Raw genomic sequence first — 17,756 nt, forward strand, 5'->3', positions numbered from 1 at the left:
CACATGAAAGCCACTGGAAATTACGAGCAGGTCAAGCACGTCGATCCGCTCGTCGTGCTCAACGAGCACACGCGCCATCACATCGATCACTGGCTGGGCAAATTCCCGCCGGATCGCAAGCGCTCCGCGCTGATCCAGGCGCTGTTCGCCGCACAGGAACAGAACCACGGCTATCTCACCGATGAGCTGATCACGGCGGTCGCCAAGTACATCGACGTGCCTGCCGTCTGGGCCTACGAGGTTTCGAGCTTCTACTCGATGCTGGAAACCAAGCCGGTCGGGCGCAACAACGTCGCCATCTGCACCAACATCTCGTGCTGGCTCAACGGCGGTGAAGACCTGCTGCGCCATTGCGAGAAAAAGCTCGGCATCAAGGCGGGCGAAAGCACGGCCGATGGCCGCGTGTATCTGAAGCAAGAAGAAGAGTGCATCGCTGCCTGCGTGTATGCGCCGGCGATGACGGTCAATGGCCATTACCACGAGCGTCTCACGACTGAAAAAGTCGACGAGATCCTCGATGGCTTGAAGTAAGGGCAGGGCACTATGGCAGTCGGACCCGCACCCCAGGAACACCAGGTCGTCTACACCACGCTGCATTTCGACAAGCCGTGGGCGATGGACAGCTATGAGCAGGTGGATGGCTACAAGGCGTGGAGGAAGATCCTCGCCGAGAAGCCCGACCCCGCTTCGATCGTGGAGATCGTCAAGAACAGCAATCTGCGCGGCCGCGGCGGCGCAGGCTTCCCGACCGGCCTGAAGTGGTCCTTCATGCCCAAGGGCAACATGCAGAAGTACATCCTCTGCAATTCCGACGAATCGGAGCCCGGTACCGCGAAGGACCGCGACATCCTGCGCTATAACCCGCATTCGGTGATCGAAGGCCTGGCGATCGCGTGCTACGCGACCGGCTCGACGGTTGCTTACAACTACTTGCGTGGCGAATTCCATCACGAACCTTTCGAGCATTTCGAAGAGGCGCTGAAGGAAGCTTATGCAGCCGGCCTGCTCGGCAAGAACATCCAGGGCAGCGGTATCGACGTGGACATCTACGGCGCACTTGGCGCCGGCGCCTACATCTGCGGCGAAGAAACCGCGCTGATGGAATCGCTGGAAGGCAAGAAGGGCCAACCGCGCTTCAAGCCGCCGTTCCCGGCCAACTTCGGCCTGTATGGCAAGCCCACCACGATCAACAACACCGAAACCTATGCTTCGGTGCCGGCAATCCTGCGCAATGGCGCCGACTGGTTCTTGAACCTGGGCAAGCCGAACAACGGCGGTCCGAAGATTTTCTCGGTGTCCGGCCACGTCAACAATCCGGGCAATTTCGAGATCCGCCTTGGCACCTCGTTCAAGGACCTGCTCGAAATGGCCGGTGGTGTGCGCAACGGCAACAAGCTCAAGGCGGTGATTCCCGGCGGCTCCTCGATGAAGGTGCTCAACGCCGAGGAAATGATGGCCGCCACCATGGACTACGACTGCCTGCAGAAGGCCGGTTCGGGCCTGGGCTCGGGCGCGGTGATCGTGATGGACGAAACCACCTGCATGGTGAAGGCCTGCCATCGCATCTCGCAGTTCTATCACGCCGAATCCTGTGGCCAGTGCACACCGTGCCGCGAAGGCACCGGCTGGATGCACCGCGTGCTGACCCGCATCGTGGAAGGCAAGGGCACGCTGGACGACCTGCATCGCCTGAAGGCCATCGCGGGCCAGATCGAGGGCCATACTATTTGCGCCTTCGGCGAAGCCGCGGCGTGGCCGGTGCAAGGCTTCCTCGCCAAGTTCTGGCATGAATTCGAATACTACGTGCAGAACGGCCGCTCGATGACCGAGGACCGTCTCGCCGAAACCCGTGGAGTTGCTGCATGAGTGCGCAGCCAGCCAATACCGCGCCGGATCTGGTGAACATCGAGATCGATGGCAAGCCTACGCAGATCCGCAAAGGCGCCATGATCATCGAGGCGGCCGACAACATCGGCATCGCCATCCCGCGTTTCTGCTATCACCGCAAGCTGCCGATCGCCGCCAATTGCCGCATGTGCCTGGTGGACGTGGAAATGGGCGGCCGCATGATGCCCAAGCCGCAGCCGGCCTGCGCCACGCCGGTGGCCGAGGGCATGAAGGTCGTCACGCGTTCGGAGAAGGCGCTGAAGTTCCAGCGCGACGTGATGGAATTCCTGCTGATCAACCACCCGCTCGACTGCCCGATCTGCGATCAGGGCGGCGAGTGCGAGCTGCAGGACGTCGCGCTCGGTTATGGCCGCAGCGTGTCGCGCTTCACCGAACGCAAGCGCACCATCGCCGACGAGAACCTCGGTTCGCTGGTCGCCACCGAAATGACCCGCTGCATCCAGTGCACCCGTTGCGTGCGCTTCACCAGCGAAATCGCCGGCACGTATGAACTCGGCGGCATGAGCCGTGGCGAGAACCTGCAGATCGGCACCTACATCGGCAAGGCGCTGGAAACCGAGCTGTCCGGCAACGTCATCGACGTATGCCCGGTCGGCGCGCTCACCAACAAGCCGTTCCAGTTCAAGGCGCGCGCCTGGGAACTGATCGCCAAGCCGTCGGTGGCTTATCACGACGCACTCGGTTCCAACCTGTGGCTGCACACGCGCCGCGGTGAAGTGCTGCGTACCGTGCCGCGCGATAACGAAGCCATCAACGAGTGCTGGCTGTCCGACCGCGATCGCTACAGCTATGAAGGCCTGTATGCGGCCGATCGCGTGCATGCGCCGGAAGTGAAGCGTAACGGCCAGTGGCAGAAGACCACCTGGGACGACGCGCTGGCGGTTGCCGCCGAAGCGCTGAAGAGCGTGCCGGGCAGCGAACTTGGCGTGCTGGTGCATCCGGCTACAAGCAGCGAAGAAGGCGATCTGCTGGTGCGCCTGGCGCGCGGCCTGGGCAGTGCCCACATCGATCATCGCCTGCGTCAGCTCGACTTTGCCGACAACGCGGTGGCGCAGACTTTCGCCATGCCGGTTGCGGATGTGGACAAGGTCAAGGCGGCGCTGCTGGTCGGTTCCGACCTGCGTCACGAAATGCCGCTGTTCAACCACCGCATCCATCAGGCGGTGAAGAAGGGCGCCAAGGTCTATGCCGTCAATCCGGCGGAATTCAACTTCAACTACAACCTGGCCGGCGAAGCGGTGGTGCCGCCGCACTACCTGGTTGATTCCCTGCTGGTACTGGCCAAGGCGGCGATCGAGGCCGGCGCGGCACAGCCGGGCTTTATTTCCAACGAGTCGCTCGCGCCGCTGCAGATGACCGACAAGGCACGCGAGGCCATCGCGTCGCTGAAGTCCGGCCACGCCGTGGTCATTCTCGGTGAAGCGGCCGTCACGCATCCACAAGCTTCGTGGCTGCGCGCCGTTGCTCGCTTCATCGCTGAAGCGACTGGTGCGGCCTACAATGAGCTGCCGGTCGGCGCCAATGCCGTGGGCCTCGCCAAGTCCGGCGTACTGCCGGGCAATGGTGGCTTGAACGCGCAGGCCATGCTGGCGCAACCGCGCAAGGCCTATCTGCTATACGGCCTGGAATTCCCGCACGATTTCGCCGACGGTGCGGCGGTCGCCAATGCCATGAACGGCGCGCAACACATCGTTGCGTTCAGCGCCTTCGCCAATGCGGCGTTGCGCGACGTGGCAGACGTGATCCTGCCGATCGGTCTGTTGCCGGAAATCGCCGGCACCCTGGTGAACGTCGACGGTCTCCTGCAGCGAGTGGAAGCCGGTGCCAAGGCACCCGCGGAGGCTAGGGCGGGCTGGAAAGTGTTGCGTGCGCTCGGCGGCCTGATGAAGCTTGCCGGCTTCGAGTTCGACGACATCGCCGGCTTGCGTGAGGGCATGGCCGAACACAAGGCATCCGCTACGCACGGCCTGAGCGAGCGCAAGCCGGTGCAGGGCCTGAGCCGTCTCGCCACCTGGCCGATCTACCGTAGCGACGCCGTGGTTCGCCGTGCGAATTCGTTGCAAGCACATCCGCTCAACCGTGCGCCGGCCGTGCGCTTGAACGCGAACGAGGCGCAGCGTCAGGGATTGGGCGAGGGCGACAAGGTCAAGCTCGCGAATGCTGTCCTGCCGCTGGTCATTGACGCCACGTTGCCCGATGGTGGCGTGTGGATCGATGCCGCCCACGATCAGACTGCGACGCTGCCGCCGTACGGTGCAGCCATCACCTTGAGCAAGGCGTAACCCATGGGCGATCAACTTATCCATCAGCTCCTGCTACCGCTTCTGTACACGATTGCGGTCGTATTGCCGCTGGTCATCGCTGTGGCGTTGTACGTGTGGTGGGAACGCAAGGTCATCGGCTGGATGCACGTCCGCATGGGACCCAACAAGGTAGGCCCGTTCGGTTTGCTGCAGGCCTTCGCCGACGTGGTGAAGCTGCTGTTGAAGGAAGTGATTCTTCCCACCAATGCGAACAAGGCGCTGTACTACCTCGCACCGCTGATCGGCCTGGTGCCGGCCCTGGCCGCCTGGGCGGTGATCCCGTTCAGTGACAAGGTGGTGCTGTCAAACGCGAACGCCGGTTTGTTGTATCTGCTGGCCATGACGTCGCTGGGCGTGTACGGCATCATTCTCGCCGGCTGGTCCTCAAACTCGCGCTACGCATTGCTTGGCGCGATGCGTTCAGCAGCGCAGGTGATCTCGTACGAGCTGGCCATGGGCCTGTGCCTGGTGTGTGTGCTGGTGCTGGCGGGCAGCCTGAACCTCACGGACATCGTGCATGCGCAGGCCGGCAACAAGGGCATCTTCGACTGGTTCATGTGGCCGCTGCTGCCGGTGTTCATCGTCTACTTCATTTCCGGCGTAGCCGAAACCAACCGCGCGCCGTTCGACGTGGCCGAAGGCGAGTCGGAAATCGTGGCTGGCTTCCACGTGGAATATTCGGGCTCGGCATTCGCGCTGTTCTTCCTGGCCGAATACGCCAACATGATCCTGGTCAGCTTCCTGGCCGCGATTCTGTTCTGCGGTGGCTGGCTGAGCTTTTTCCCGGCCAGTGTGCCAGTGCTTGGCCAAGCCAGCCCGTTGTGGCTAGTCATCAAGGTCTTCGTGTTTGCCACCCTGTTCCTGTGGTTCCGTGCCACCTTCCCGCGCTATCGCTACGACCAGATCATGCGCCTGGGCTGGAAGGTGTTCATCCCCATCGGCATCGTCTGGGTGCTGGTGGCCGGCTGCATGAAGTACTACGGCTGGGTTCACGTCGGCACGGGAGGCTAAGGAAAAAACATGTCCCGCGTTACCAACTATTTCAAGAGCCTGCTGCTCATCGAGCTGTTCAAAGGCATGGCGCTCACGCTTCGGTACATGTTCCTGCCGAAGTACACGATGCGCTATCCGATGGAGCACATTCCCAAATCCAACCGCTTTCGCGGTCTGCATGCGCTGCGTCGTTATGCCAACGGCGAGGAACGCTGCATCGCGTGCAAACTGTGCGAAGCGGTGTGCCCGGCGCTGGCGATCACCATCGATTCGGCGCCGCGTGCCGGCGACGGCCAGCGCCGCACGACGCGCTATGACATCGACCTGTTCAAGTGCATCTACTGCGGCTTCTGCGAAGAAAGCTGCCCGGTGGACTCGATCGTCGAAACACACATCCACGAGTACCACTTCGAGCATCGCGGCGAGAACGTGGTGACCAAGCCGCAACTGCTGGCCATTGGCGACCGCTTCGAGGCGGAGATCGCGGCGGCCCGTGCCCAGGACGCGGCTTACCGCTAAGGACATACCATGATTGATCCGTCCTTGTTCCAACTCGTCTGTTTCTATGCCTTCGCCACGGTTACCGTGGTGGCGGCGCTCTCGGTGATCACGCTGCGCAACTCGGTGCAGGCCGTACTGGCGCTGGTGCTCACGTTCTTCAGCACAGCCTGCATCTGGATGCTGGCCGAAGCGGAGTTCCTCGCCATCGCCCTGATCGTGGTCTACGTCGGTGCCGTGATGGTGCTGTTCCTGTTCGTGGTGATGATGCTCGACATCGACCAGGAAAAGATCCGCGAGGGCTTCGTGAAGTTCCTGCCCGTCGGCCTGATCGTGGCCGTGGTGATGCTGGTGGAAATGCTCGGCCTGATCGGCGTGCGCGTGATGCATGCGCAGACCATGGGCGAGAACCCGGCCACCGCTGCGGGCATGTCCAACACCGAGTGGCTGGGTATGGCGCTGTATACACAGTACCTGCTGCCGTTCGAAATCGCCGCGCTGATCCTTACCGTGGGCGTGATCGCCGCCGTCGCACTGACCTTGCGTCAGCGTACCGGTGCGCGCAAGCAGCATCCCAGCGAGCAGGTGGCCGTGAAGGCGCGCGATCGCGTGCGCATCATCAAGATGGCGGCGGAGCGTCCGGCCGAAAGCCAGAGCGCACCGGCCCAGGAGTCCAAGCCATGATTACGCTTTCGCATTACATCGTGCTGGGCGCGATCCTGTTCTGCATCTCGGTGGCGGGCCTATTCATCAACCGCAAGAACGTGATCGTGCTGCTGATGGCGATCGAGCTGATGTTGCTCGCCGTCAACATCAACTTCGTGGCCTTCTCGCGTTTCAATCATGACGTGGCGGGACAGGTCTTCGTGTTCTTCATCCTCACAGTGGCTGCGGCGGAATCCGCCATCGGCCTGGCGATCCTGGTCCTGCTGTTCCGTAACCGCAGCACGGTCAACGTCGCCGAAATCGACAGCATGAAGGGCTGAGCATCATGGAACTTTCCTCCTCCATCCTGTTGACCATTGCGCTGGCGCCCCTGGTTGGCTGCCTGCTGGCCGGCTTCTTCGGCAAGCAGATCGGCCGGGCCGGTGCGCACAGCGTGACGATCCTCGGCCTGCTGATCTCCTGCGGCCTGTCGTTCTACGTGCTGTACCAGATCACCGCGGGCGGTGCGCCGGTCTACAACCACAATATCTATACCTGGTTCGAGATCGGCAAATACACCGCCAGCGTGGGTTTCCTGATCGATCGTCTCACTGCCATGATGATGGTGGTGGTCACCTTCGTGTCGTTGTTGGTGCACGTGTACACCATCGGCTACATGGCGGAAGACGACGGTTATCAGCGCTTCTTCAGCTACATCTCGCTGTTCACCTTCTCGATGTTGATGCTCGTAATGAGCAACAACTTCCTGCAGCTGTTCTTCGGCTGGGAAGCGGTGGGCCTGGTGTCGTATCTGCTGATCGGCTTCTGGTTCAAGCGCCCCACCGCGATCTTCGCCAACCTCAAGGCGTTCCTGGTCAACCGCGTGGGCGACTTCGGCTTCCTGCTGGGTATTGCCGCGGTCCTGTATTTCCTGGGTACGCTGGATTACGCCACTGCCTTCGCCACCGCACCGTCCCTGGTGGGCAAGACGTTGGCACTTACCCAGAACACCCACTGGGATGCGGCCACGGTGATCTGCATCCTGCTGTTCGTCGGCGCCATGGGCAAGTCGGCACAGGTGCCGTTGCACGTGTGGCTGCCCGATTCGATGGAAGGCCCGACCCCGATTTCCGCGCTGATCCACGCCGCGACGATGGTGACCGCCGGCATCTTCATGGTGGCGCGCATGTCGCCGCTGTACGAACTGTCGGAAACCGCGCTCAGCGTGGTGCTGGTGATCGGCGCCACCGGTGCGCTGTTCACCGGCCTGATCGGCATCGTGCAGAACGACATCAAGCGCGTGGTGGCGTACTCGACGCTGTCGCAGCTGGGTTACATGACGGTCGCGCTGGGTGTGTCCGCCTATGCCGGCGCAGTGTTCCACCTGATGACGCATGCCTTCTTCAAGGCGCTGCTGTTCCTCGGCGCGGGCTCGGTGATCATCGCCATGCACCACGAGCAGGACATGCGCTACATGGGCGGCCTGCGCAAGTACATGCCGATCACCTGGATCACCATGTGGATCGGTTCGCTGGCGTTGGTGGCGTTCCCGGGTACCGCTGGCTTCTTCTCGAAGGACACGATCATCGAAGCTGTGGGTGAGTCGCATCGCTGGGGTGCGCATTACGCCTACTTCTGCGTGGTCGCGGGCGCCTTCGTGACGGCGACCTATACCTTCCGCCAGATGTATCTGACGTTCCATGGCAAGGAACGCTTCACCATCGTGCACGACGACCATCATGGCCACGGCCACCACGTCGATCACCGTGACGATCACGGTCATCACGAAGCGGGCATCATGCATGAGGCGCCTAAGGAGTCGCCGTGGGTGGTTACCTTGCCGCTGATCCTGCTGGCCATTCCTTCACTGTTGGTGGGATTCTTTACCGCCAAGCCGATGTTGTTTGGCGGCTGGTTCGGCAGTGCGATCAAAGTGAACGAAGCTAACGACGTGCTTGGCGAAGTGGGGCATGAATTCCACGATGCGTTCCACAAGATGCTGTCTGGATTCGCCACCCTGCCGTTCGGCCTGGTAGTGCTGGCGTTCCTAATCACCACCTACATCTATCTGTTCAATCCTTCCGTCGCCGATCGTGTGCGTCGTGCCTTCCAGCCGGTGTACCACGTACTGCAGCACAAGTACTGGTTCGATGCGGTCTACTACATCGTGTTCGCGCGCGGCGGCATCGCGCTGGGCCGTATGTTCTGGAAGGGCGGTGACGCTGCCGTAATCGACGGCGTGCTGATCGACGGTTCGGCCAGCATGATTCAGCGCATCGCCGCCGGCGTGCGCCGCTTGCAATCCGGTTATCTGTATCACTACGCGTTTGCGATGATCCTCGGTCTGATCCTGCTCCTGGGCGGGTATTGGCTGGTCGGGCACTAAAGGGAATCGAGCTCCATGTTCAATCACTTGCTCAGCCTCTTGATCTGGCTGCCCATCGTTGGCGCGGTGCCTGTGTTGCTGGCCGGCTCCGGCCGTCCCAATGCGGCGCGCTGGATCGCCCTGCTGATGGCCATCCTCACCTTCGCCATCAGCCTGTTCCTCATTCCGCAGTACAACCCGGATGTGGCCGGTATGCAGCTGGTCGAAAGCCATCTGTGGATCGATGCGCTCAACGTCCATTACAGCCTCGGTGTCGACGGTATTTCCGTGGCGCTGATCCTGCTGACCACTTTCGTGGGCATCCTGGTGATCGTCGGTGCCTGGGAGGTGATCCAGGACAAGCCGCACCAGTACATGGCCGCCATGCTGGTGCTCGAAGGCCTGATGATCGGCGTGTTCTGCGCCACCGACGCCTTGCTGTTCTATGCGTTCTTCGAGGCGATGCTGATCCCGATGTTCATCCTGATCGGTATCTGGGGTGGTCCGCGCCGCGTCTACGCCACCTTGAAGTTCTTCATCTACACGTTCTTCGGCTCGATCTTCATGCTGATCGGCCTGATCTACCTGTACCTGAAGGCCGGGTCGTGGGACCTGCATACGCTGTCGACTTTGCCGCTGTCGCTGACCGAGCAGAGCTGGCTGTTTTTTGCCTTCCTGATCGCCTTCGCGGTGAAGGTGCCGATGGTGCCGGTGCATACCTGGTTGCCGGATGCGCACGTGGAAGCCCCGACCGGTGGCTCGGTGGTGCTGGCGGCGGTGATGCTGAAGATCGGCGGATACGGCTTCCTGCGTTTCAGCCTGCCGATCGTGCCGGATGCATCGCATCAGTTTGCCTGGGTGGTGATCCTGCTCAGCCTGATCGCCGTGGTCTACATCGGCTACGTGGCGCTGGTGCAGGAAGACATGAAGAAGCTGGTGGCGTACTCGTCCGTGGCGCACATGGGCTTCGTAACGCTGGGCGTCTTCATCGCCTTCATGCTGGTGCGCGACCAGGGCAACACCGATGCCGCGCGTCTGGGCCTGCAGGGTGCGATGGTGCAGATGATTTCGCACGGCTTCGTCTCGGGCGCGATGTTCTCGTGCATCGGCGTGATGTATGACCGTTTGCACACGCGCCTGATCAAGGATTACGGCGGCGTGATCAACGTGATGCCCTGGTTCGGCTTTTTCTACGTGCTGTTCGCCATGGCCAATTGCGGTCTTCCGGGCACCAGCGGCTTCGTCGGCGAATTCATGGTGATCCTGTCCAGCTTCAGCGCCAATCCATGGATCGCGTTCGTCGCTGCCTTCACCCTGATCATCGGCGCCGCCTACACGCTGTACCTGGTCAAGCGCGTGCTGTGGGGTGAAGTCACCAATCCGCACGTGGCGGAAATGAAGGACATCAACGGCCGCGAGTGGTTCGTGCTGGGCGCGTTCGCCGCCGCGGTGCTGGTGCTGGGCGTCTGGCCGGCACCGTTGACCCACCTGATGGACAGCTCGGTGAACCAGCTCGTGCAAGTGCTCGCCAATCACAAGGTCTGATCGAGAACGACCATGCCGAATATCAACGACATTCTCATCATGTTGCCGGAATTCTTTCTGGTGACAGCGGCGTGCATTCTCCTGCTGGCCGATGCCTTCATGAAGCCCGCCGAACGCGTGTACCTGCACTGGCTTTCCATCGGCGTGCTGGTGGTCACAGGCTACCTGGTGCTGCGCTATCAGCCGGAGGGCGCCGTCACGGCGTTCAATGGCATGTTCATCCGCGATGGCCTGGGCGCGGTACTCAAGCTGTTCGCGATCCTGTCGACCATCCTGGTGTTCATCTACGGCCGCCCCTACATGGTCGACCGCAAGCTGTTCGTGGGCGAGTTCTACACGCTGATGCTGTTTGCGGTGATCGGCGTGATGCTGCTGGTTTCGGCCGGCAACCTGGTGATGATCTACCTGGGGCTGGAACTGCTGACGTTGTCTTCGTACGCCCTGGTTGCGCTGAACCGCGATTCCAGCTTGTCCTCCGAAGCCGCAATCAAGTATTTCGTGCTGGGTGCGCTGTCGTCGGGCATGTTGCTGTACGGCATGTCGATGGTCTATGGCGCCACGGGTGCGCTGGGCCTGGCCCAGCTGCACGAGGCGATTCCGCATAGCGCGATGCCGCATTTGCTGGTGTTCGGCCTGGTGTTCATGGTCATCGGCGTGGCGTTCAAGCTGGGCGTGGCGCCGTTCCACATGTGGATCCCCGATGTCTATGAAGGTTCGCCCACGGCGGTGACGACCTTCATCGGTTCGGCTTCCAAACTGGCTGCGTTCGGCATGGCGTTCCGCCTGCTGGCCACCGGCATGGGCGATTTCGCGCAGCATTGGCAGATCATGCTGGCTGCGCTTGCTGTCGCGTCGCTAGCCATCGGCAACATCGTGGCCATCGTGCAGAGCAACCTCAAGCGCCTGCTCGCCTACTCGACCATCTCGCACATGGGTTACCTGCTGCTGGGCCTGGTCAATGCGGGCCCGGAAGGCTATTCCGCGGCGATGTTCTATGCGGTGAGCTATGCGCTGATGTCCACCGCGGCCTTCGGCGTGATCCTGGCGCTCAGCCGCGCCGGTTTCGAATGCGACAACATCGACGACTTCAAGGGCCTCAACCAGCGTGCGCCGTGGATGGCGTTTCTGATGATGCTCGCGCTGTTCTCGCTGGCCGGCGTGCCGCCGATGTTCGGCTTCTACGCCAAGCTGCTCGTGCTGCAGGCTGCGATCCATGCCGGCATGTTGTGGCTGGCGATCGTCGGCGCTGTGTTTGCCATCATCGGCCTGTACTACTACCTGCGCGTGGTGAAGGTGATGTACTTCGACAAGCCGGAGGCCGGCACCGAAGTCCGCCTGCAATCGGATTTCACCCTGCGTCTGGTGCTGTCCTTGAATGCGTTGGTGCTGCTTGGACTCGGGCTTTACTGGGGCCCGCTGCTGAACTGGTGCAAGCAGGCGTTTGTGGGCTAAGAAAAAAATTCTGCACGCAGACGAGAAAAAAAAGCGGTCATGGTCTTGCAAGAATTCGGCCAAGTCGCTAACATTCTCGAACTCTGATGCGGGGTGGAGCAGTCTGGCAGCTCGTCGGGCTCATAACCCGAAGGTCGTAGGTTCGAATCCTACCCCCGCTACCATGCATTGGATGGAAAACCGGCAATCCCATCAGGGTTGCCGGTTTTTTTATGCGCGCATCGCTGGCTCCTGGAGCATAAATCATTGCGCCGTACCGTCCGGTTGCGTATACTTTCTGAACTCTGTAGCGGTCAGAAGCGCGTATCAACGTCCTCGGACAGGCGCGAATCGGCAGGCGACCAGATCTTTCTTGGACAAGAAAGCCTCCTCGCGAGGCTTTTTTGTTGGGCGCAAGGATGCGGATGTGCCTTGCCGGGCGATAATCACCGGCTTCGGGCGCGCGGAAGGGTTCTGGTGGAGCGGAACATCGGCAAGGTAAGGGAATGGGCCGTTCGAGCCCATTTTTTGTTTCCGGTAACGGTATCGAGCGAGTGGACACACAGGCGCTAGCACAACGCTTCACCGAGGTTTTGGCGGATCTCCAGCTGGAGTGCATCGGTGTGGAATTCAGCCCTTCGCAGGGGCAGAGTACGCTGCGCGTGTATATCGACGCCGAGGGGCGCGAGGTCAGCCTCGACGATTGCGAGACGGCCAGCCGCGAGCTCTCCGCTCTGCTGGACGTGGAAGATCCCATTCCCGGTCATTACCTGCTGGAAGTGTCCTCGCCAGGTATCGATCGGCCGCTGTTTAGCGCCGGGCAGTTCGCCAAGGTGGTTGGGCAGGAAGCGAAGGTGTTGTTGAAAGCGCCGCTGGAAGGGCGCCGCCGCCTGCGCGGCAAGGTCGTTTCGGTGGAAGGCGAGCAGATCAGTCTGGAAGCTGAAGGAAAGGTATTTCAGTTCGAGCACGATGCGGTGGAAAGTGCGCGCATCGTGCCGGACTGGGCAGCGCTCGGTTACGTGCCGCAGCCCAAACCCGGCGGTCGCAAGCCGGGCAAGAAAAAAGGGTAGAAATTTAAGGTCAATCGGTGAAACGAACGCTGGAGCAGCGTTCACGGAGTGGTTGCAATGAGCAAAGAACTTTTGCTGGTCGTTGATGCGGTTGCCAACGAAAAAGGCGTGTCGCGAGACGTGATCTTCCAGGCGATGGAAGCCGCGTTGGCGTCGGCTGCGAAAAAGCGCTATCCGGAGGAAGACCCGGATATCCGCGTCACCATCGACCGTAACTCGGGCGACTACGAAACCTTCCGTCGTTGGGAAGTAATCGCCGACGATGGCGAGATGGAGTCGCCGTTCCACCAATTGCGCCTGATGGACGCCGAGGATGAACGCCCTGGCGCGCAGGTGGGCGAATTCATCGAGCAACAGATCGAAAACGCCGAATTCGGCCGCATTGCGGCTCAGGCGGCCAAGCAGGTGATCGTGCAGCGCGTACGCGAGGCCGAGCGCCAGCAGGTGGTGGACGCGTTCAAGGATCGCGTGGGCGAGCTGGTCACCGGTATCGTCAAGCGCGTCGAGCGCGGCAACGTCTATCTTGATCTCGGTGGCAATGCCGAAGCGTTCATTCCGCGCGACAAGACCATTCCGCGCGAATCGCACCGAGTCGGCGACCGCGTGCGCGGTTACTTGTTCGAGGTGAAGTCCGAAGCGCGTGGTCCGCAGCTGTTCGTCTCGCGCGCCGCACCCGAATTCATGATCGAGCTGTTCAAGCTCGAGGTACCCGAAGTCGGCCAGGGCCTGGTCGAGATCAAGGGCTGCGCCCGTGATCCCGGCGACCGCGCCAAGATCGCAGTGGTGGCGCACGACAACCGCACCGATCCGATCGGCGCCTGCATCGGCATGCGTGGTTCGCGCGTACAGGCGGTGTCGAACGAGCTCAACGGCGAGCGCGTGGACATCATCCTGTGGCACGAGAACCAGGCCCAGTACGTGATCAACGCGATGGCGCCGGCCGAGGTGCAGTCGATCATCATGGATGAAGACAAGCACTCCATGGACATCGCGGTGGCCGAGGAGAAGCTTTCCCAGGCCATCGGCCGCGGCGGCCAGAACGTGCGCCTGGCCAGCAAGCTCACCGGCTGGCAGCTCAACGTGATGACCCAGGACCAGGTCGCCGCCAAGAGCGAGGCCGAGCAGGAGTCCGCCCGCCAGCTGTTCATGGACAAGCTGGAAGTGGACCAGGAGATCGCCAACATCCTGGTGCAGGAAGGCTTCTCCAGCGTCGAGGAAATCGCCTACGTGCCGAGCGCGGAGCTGTTGGCCATCGAAGGCTTCGACGAGGACATCGTCGAAGAACTGCGTGCCCGCGCCCGCGACTCGCTGCTGACCGAGGCGCTGGCGGTGGAGGAAAACCTGGACGAACACCAGCCTTCGCAGGAATTGCTGGAGCTGGAAGGCATGGACGAAGCGACGGCGTATGCGCTGGCTGAGCGCGGTGTCGTCACGCTGGACGATCTGGCCGACCTCGCGGTCGATGACCTGATCGACATCGAAGGCATGGACGAAGAGCGTGCTGCGGCACTCATCATGGCGGCGCGTGCGCCGATGATTGCGCGGCTGGAGAAGGGCGGCTAACCGCGAGCGGCCGCGTCCCGGATGGGCGCGCCGGGGGACCTATACTAGGTCTCCACCAGGGATGGCGGTGGCCGTGCAAGAACCTTTTTTGCACGGACGATAAGCGCGGGAACGGCGGAGAAAGAATCACGATGTCGGACGTCACAATCAAACAACTGGCCCAGGTTCTGGGCATGCCCGTCGACCGGCTGCTGACGCAGCTCGGCGAGGCCGGCATGAAGTTCGAGAACCCGGAGCAGGTCATCAGCAGCACCGAGAAGGTGAAACTGCTGGGCTTTCTGCGCCGCACGCATGGCAAGGCGGACGTGGCTGCGGAAGTGGAAGATTCCTCGCCGCGGCAGATCACCTTGAAGCGCCGCAAGATCAGCGAGCTGAAAGTATCCACGCCTGGCGGCCGCGGCGTGTCCAGCGCCAAGACGGTGAACGTGGAAGTGCGCGCCAAGCGTACCTACGTCAAGCGCAGCGTGATCGCCGAAGAAGCGAGTGCGGAGCCCGAGCGCGAGGAAGCCTTGCGCCGGCTGCAGGAATCGCAGCAGCAGCGCGAACACGAAGAACACGAGCGCGCCGAGATCGAGCGTCGGCGCCAGGAAGAGGCGCTGCAGCGCGCCGAAGAGGAAGCGGCACGCCGTGAGGCCGAGACTGCCGAGCGCGCGCGCCAGGAAGCTGCCGAGCAGCAGGCCGCCGCCGAGGCACAGGCCGCTCAGCAGGCGCAGCAACAAGCCGAACCTGTCGAAGAAAAACCCGAACCGGTACACGTTCCCGCACCGGTGGTTGAACCCGAGGAAGAAAAAGTGGCCGAATCCCCGGCCGTGCAGCGCATCGATCCCAGCTCGCTGGGCATGATCCTGCCGCGCATTCATGAGCCGCGTAAGCGTGAGAAGAAACCTGTAGTGGCAGCGCCTGCACCGGCTCCCGCACCTGCGCCGGCCCCTGCGCCGAGCAGCGGCGCGGATCGTGGCAAGGTGAAGCACGGCGCTGGCGGCTTCCGCGAGCGTGACGAGGTGGCGGGCGGCAAGCGCTTCGCCTCCGGCGAACTGCATCTTTCCGATGCCGACCGTGCGCGCCGTTCCAAGCGCGGCAAGGGTGGCAGAGCGCCCGTGCGCGAGACCACGCGTGGCGGCAACGTGGCATCGGCTGGCGGCGCGCATGGCTTCTCCAAGCCTACGGCGCCGGTGGTGCGTGAAGTGGTGGTGGGCGATGCCAACGTGGTCGCCGAGCTCGCGCAGAAGATGGCGGTCAAGGGTTCGGAAGTGGTCAAGGCGCTGTTCAAGATGGGCGTGATGGCCACCATCAACCAGACCATCGACCGCGACACCGCCATGTTGGTGGTGGAAGAACTCGGTCACAAGGCGGTGGAAGCGAGCGAGCAGGGCGCCGAAGCCGCGCTCGCCGCGCACACCCAGAGCGTCGAGCTGGAAGGCGAGCGCGAGTCGCGTCCGCCGGTGGTCACCATCATGGGCCACGTCGATCACGGCAAGACCTCGCTACTCGATTACATCCGTCGCACCAAGGTGGCGGCTGGCGAAGCCGGCGGCATTACCCAGCACATCGGTGCCTATCACGTGACCACGCCCAAGGGTGTGATCACCTTCCTGGACACGCCCGGTCACGCCGCGTTTACCGCGATGCGTGCGCGCGGCGCACAGTCCACCGACATCGTGGTGCTGGTGGTGGCGGCCGATGACGGCGTGATGCCGCAGACGCAGGAAGCTGTCCAGCATGCGCGTGCGGCGAAGGTGCCGCTGATCGTCGCGATCAACAAGATGGACAAGTCCGACGCCAATCCGGACCACGTCAAGCAGGGCCTCGGCAATCTGGAGGTAATCCCGGAAGAGTGGGGTGGCGACACGCCGTTCGTACCCGTGTCGGCCAAGACCGGTATGGGCGTGGACGCTCTGCTCGACGCGATTTCGGTGCAGGCCGAAGTCATGGAGCTGACGGCGGTCAAGGATGGCCCGGCCTCGGGCGTGGTGATTGAATCGAGCCTCGATCGCGGCCGCGGTCCGGTGGCGACCGTGCTGGTGCAGCAGGGTACGCTCAAGCGCGGCGACTTCGTGGTGTGCGGCGTCGAATATGGCCGCATGCGCGCGCTGATCGACGAGACCGGCAAGACGGTGCAGGAAGCGGGTCCTTCGATTCCGGTGCAGGTGCTCGGCTTGTCCGGCGTGCCGGAGGCGGGCGACGATTTTGTGGCCGTGGCCGACGAGCGCCTGGCGCGCGAAGTGGCGGCGGAGCGTCAGCTGAAGCGGCGCGAGACGCGCATGGTCAGCAAGGCCAACCGCCTGGAAGACATCATGGCGCAGATGGGCCAGGCGGCCGAGCAGCAGACGCTCAACATCCTGGTCAAGGCCGATGTGCAGGGTTCGGTGCAGGCCTTGCGCGATTCGCTCAGCCAGATCGGCAACGAAAACGTGAAGGTCAACGTGATCGCGGCCGGCGTCGGCGGCATCACCGAATCCGATGCCACCCTGGCCGCGGCTTCGAAGGCCTTGATCATCGGCTTCAACGTGCGCGCCGATGCCTCGGCACGCAAGGTGATCGACACGGCCGGCCTGGACGTCCGCTACTTCTCGATCATCTATGACGTGATCGACCAGGTGAAGCAGGCCGCTTCGGGTCTGCTTGGCGTGGAAGTGCGCGAGGAAATCATCGGCACGGCCCAGGTGCGCGACGTGTTCCGCAGCTCCAAGTTCGGCGCCGTCGCCGGCTGCATGGTGGTGGAAGGCATGGTCAAGCGCAGTAAGCCGATCCGCGTGCTGCGCAACAACACGGTGATCTTCCAGGGCGAGCTCGAATCGCTGCGACGCTTCAAGGACCTGGTGGACGAAGTCCGCTCCGGCATGGAATGCGGTATCGCCGTGAAGCAGTACAACGATGTGAAGGTGGGTGACCAGATCGAGTGCTTCGAGCGTATCGAAGTGCCCCGCACGCTGTAATCCACACAACACCCTCTCCGTCCGCGGAGGGGGTGTAGGTTGGGGGGCAAACCCCAACATCACCGTATTCCCAACATTGCGACGTTGGGGTTTGCCCCCCAACTTCCGTACCAACGACCAATCGATACATGCCATCCCGCGACTTCAAACGCACCGACCGCGTAGGCGCCGAACTCCGTCGTGAGTTGGGCACGCTGGTGCATGCCGCCGTACGCGACCACGGCCTGCCTTCGTGCAGCGTGTCGGACGTGGAAGTGACACGCGATCTGGATTGGGCGACGGTGTGGGTGACTGCGCTGCTGCCGCAGCAGTCCAAAGAAGCCGTGAAGGCCCTCAACGAACTGGCTGTCGAATTTCGTCGCTCCCTTTCGCGCAGCATGCGCTTGCGCCGCGTCCCGGAATTGCGCTTCAAGTACGACGACTCGGTGGACAAGGGCGAGCGCATCGAGCAGCTGTTGCGCCAGAGCCCGCAAGAGCCGGTTGACGGCGAAGACTGAAG

The 17,756-nt window shown here is 62.5% G+C and carries 14 protein-coding genes and 1 tRNA gene; all 15 read left to right on the top strand.

Features of this window, described 5'->3' with window-relative positions; translation table 11 throughout:
- The first annotated feature begins 3 nt into the window (after positions 1–3).
- The gene (nuoE, locus tag QQJ96_RS02925; protein ID WP_284330440.1) at positions 4–531 is read left to right on the top strand and encodes an NADH-quinone oxidoreductase subunit NuoE; all 528 of its coding nucleotides are present in this window, start codon (positions 4–6) and stop codon (positions 529–531) included.
- A 12-nt stretch (positions 532–543) separates the two neighbouring features.
- Complete coding sequence (gene nuoF / locus QQJ96_RS02930; RefSeq protein ID WP_284330441.1) at positions 544–1,866, top strand: NADH-quinone oxidoreductase subunit NuoF; 1,323 nt, start codon at positions 544–546, stop codon at positions 1,864–1,866.
- On the top strand, positions 1,863–4,190 hold the full coding sequence (nuoG, locus tag QQJ96_RS02935) for an NADH-quinone oxidoreductase subunit NuoG (RefSeq protein ID WP_284330442.1): 2,328 nt from the start codon (positions 1,863–1,865) through the stop codon (positions 4,188–4,190). The genes nuoF and nuoG overlap by 4 nt, the downstream gene beginning before the upstream one ends.
- Positions 4,191–4,193: 3 nt before the next feature.
- On the top strand, positions 4,194–5,222 hold the full coding sequence (nuoH, locus tag QQJ96_RS02940) for an NADH-quinone oxidoreductase subunit NuoH (protein ID WP_284330443.1): 1,029 nt from the start codon (positions 4,194–4,196) through the stop codon (positions 5,220–5,222).
- Positions 5,223–5,231: 9 nt separating this feature from the next.
- Positions 5,232–5,723 carry an NADH-quinone oxidoreductase subunit NuoI gene (gene nuoI, locus QQJ96_RS02945; protein WP_284330444.1) on the top strand — a complete coding sequence of 164 codons (492 nt, stop codon included), beginning with the start codon at positions 5,232–5,234 and terminating at the stop codon, positions 5,721–5,723.
- A 9-nt stretch (positions 5,724–5,732) separates the two neighbouring features.
- Entirely contained in the window at positions 5,733–6,386 is a 654-nt protein-coding gene (locus tag QQJ96_RS02950) for an NADH-quinone oxidoreductase subunit J (protein ID WP_284330445.1), read from the top strand.
- Positions 6,383–6,688 carry an NADH-quinone oxidoreductase subunit NuoK gene (gene nuoK, locus QQJ96_RS02955; protein ID WP_115476769.1) on the top strand — a complete coding sequence of 102 codons (306 nt, stop codon included), beginning with the start codon at positions 6,383–6,385 and terminating at the stop codon, positions 6,686–6,688. The genes QQJ96_RS02950 and nuoK overlap by 4 nt, the downstream gene beginning before the upstream one ends.
- A 5-nt stretch (positions 6,689–6,693) precedes the next feature.
- Positions 6,694–8,733: an NADH-quinone oxidoreductase subunit L gene (gene nuoL / locus QQJ96_RS02960; protein WP_284330447.1), complete on the top strand. Its 2,040-nt coding sequence runs from the start codon at positions 6,694–6,696 to the stop codon at positions 8,731–8,733.
- 15 nt (positions 8,734–8,748) lie between these two features.
- Positions 8,749–10,257 carry an NADH-quinone oxidoreductase subunit M gene (locus QQJ96_RS02965; RefSeq protein WP_284330448.1) on the top strand — a complete coding sequence of 503 codons (1,509 nt, stop codon included), beginning with the start codon at positions 8,749–8,751 and terminating at the stop codon, positions 10,255–10,257.
- Positions 10,258–10,269: 12 nt separating this feature from the next.
- Positions 10,270–11,709, top strand: coding sequence for an NADH-quinone oxidoreductase subunit NuoN (nuoN, locus tag QQJ96_RS02970; protein ID WP_284330449.1), 1,440 nt, complete (start codon positions 10,270–10,272; stop codon positions 11,707–11,709).
- 87 nt (positions 11,710–11,796) lie between these two features.
- Positions 11,797–11,873, top strand: a tRNA-Met gene (locus tag QQJ96_RS02975).
- Between the two features lie 369 nt (positions 11,874–12,242).
- Entirely contained in the window at positions 12,243–12,758 is a 516-nt protein-coding gene (locus tag QQJ96_RS02980; RefSeq protein ID WP_284330758.1) for a ribosome maturation factor RimP, read from the top strand.
- Between the two features lie 57 nt (positions 12,759–12,815).
- The gene (gene nusA, locus QQJ96_RS02985) at positions 12,816–14,321 is read left to right on the top strand and encodes a transcription termination factor NusA (RefSeq protein WP_284330450.1); all 1,506 of its coding nucleotides are present in this window, start codon (positions 12,816–12,818) and stop codon (positions 14,319–14,321) included.
- Positions 14,322–14,452: 131 nt separating this feature from the next.
- Positions 14,453–17,257, top strand: coding sequence for a translation initiation factor IF-2 (gene infB, locus QQJ96_RS02990; protein ID WP_284330451.1), 2,805 nt, complete (start codon positions 14,453–14,455; stop codon positions 17,255–17,257).
- Positions 17,258–17,385: 128 nt separating this feature from the next.
- A complete protein-coding gene (gene rbfA / locus QQJ96_RS02995; protein WP_284330452.1) occupies positions 17,386–17,754 on the top strand; it encodes a 30S ribosome-binding factor RbfA in 369 nt (122 codons plus the stop codon).
- Positions 17,755–17,756: the final 2 nt, after the last annotated feature.

It is taken from the genome of Dyella flagellata (assembly GCF_030160275.1).
Taxonomy (GTDB): Bacteria; Pseudomonadota; Gammaproteobacteria; order Xanthomonadales; family Rhodanobacteraceae; genus Dyella_B; species Dyella_B flagellata.